The organism is Trebonia sp. (assembly GCF_049794275.1).
Lineage (GTDB): Bacteria > Actinomycetota > Actinomycetes > Streptosporangiales > Streptosporangiaceae > Trebonia.
The window spans coordinates 1-1,505 of record NZ_JBARCR010001256.1 but is presented as its reverse complement, the minus strand read 5'-3'; the positions used below and the strand labels follow the sequence as shown (position 1 = coordinate 1,505).

At 74.2% G+C, this 1,505-nt stretch carries 1 pseudogene; it reads right to left on the bottom strand.

What is annotated here, in order from left to right:
- A pseudogene (locus tag WA805_RS30755) lies at positions 1 to 1,505 on the bottom strand (hypothetical protein); the annotation flags it as partial.

Sequence of the window (1,505 nt, the reverse complement as noted above, 5' to 3'; positions counted from 1 at the left end):
GCCGCGGCCTCCTCGGCCGGGTCGGCGCGCTTGCCAGGAAGCGCGAGCACGCAGATGGCGAGTACCGCCACGAGTTCGGCGATCAGGCTCATGTTACGGGCCAGGTCGTTCCTGGTGATCACCAGCTGGCCGCCGCCGGCCGGCAGCGTGAACCCTTGCGCCCAGCCGTTGACCGGAGCGGGCAGTGGCTTCAGCGCGGTACCGCCCAGCATGGCGGTCCACCCGCCGTACGGCTCGGCGAGCACGAGCGTGCCGCCCGCGGCCGGCGCGGTCACCGCGGTCATACCCACCGGCTGCGCAGCCAGCGGGGTGACGGTTCCGTCCTTGGCGACCACCCGGACCCTGGCCACCGGACCCGACACTTGCCACAGGTCGTACGCCGGCGCCTTGCTGACCGGCACCAGGCCGACCGACGCGTCGAGCCGCTGGGCCAGGCCCTGGTTGACCGGGCCAGGCAGCATCACCCACTTGATGCCGAAGTCGCCGAGCACGAGCCCGGGGTCGCCGGCGTCCCCGCCTAGCGGCGCGCCCAGGGCGGCCACCTGCCGGTCAAGCGCCGCGGCCGCGGCCGACGCGGCGGTCAGCTCCGGCTCCCCGAGGGTCGGGTCGCTCTGCCTGACAAGCGTGTAAGTGAGCGAAGCGCCAGCCGGGCGCAGCACGAGCGTCCGGTACTGGCCGCCGGAGGACGACGACGCGGACACGAAGGCAGGAAGCAGCGGGGTAGCGACGCTGCCAATCGGGCCGCGGACACCATCGGCCACCCAGTAGACGGCGACGAGCACAGGCGCGGACGCGGCCGCGGCGAGCGCGACGCCAGCGAGGAGCTTCCGCGCCCCGCCGACGGCGCCGGACCTGGGGGAAGCCGTCTCCGCGAGCCACTGCGCCGCTGGTGCCGCGGCGACCAGCAGGCCGAGCGCCGCGACCGCCATGGCCACGCCGGGCCAGCCCTTCGCAGGCAGCCCGCCTCCCGCGGGGGTGACGGTGATCCTGCTTACCGCTATCGCGGCGATCAGGCCGACGACCGCGACGCACCATCCGGCCACGGTCACCTCGCTGCGCCGATGCGGGAGCAGCGCGGCGGCCACGGCGAGCCCGAGCCCGATGGTGACCCAGACCGGCGGCAGCCCTGGTCCGCCGGGACTGAGCAGGAGCAGCGCGGACGGACCGAGGACAGGCGAAGTGAGTCCTGGCGACTGGACGCCCGCCTCGGTCAGGAACGCCGCGGGGGTGGTGAGCAGGTGCAGCGACCATGGAAACAAGATCAGGAAGGGCGTGACTACCACTATGGCGGCGTTGAGCCGGTCCACTGACGACAGCCCGCGCCTGACGGCGAGCACGAAGACGGCGCCAAGCACGCCGAGCGGCCACAGTAGCGGCGCGAACGCGGCGCCCAGCGCTATGAGCAGCCCGGTCGCCCACGCGGCACGGCGCGCCTGGCGCCGCGGGGCGGTCACCATCCTGGCCGCGCTCATCCCGATCAGCGGCAGCATCACGAAGGCGAACGC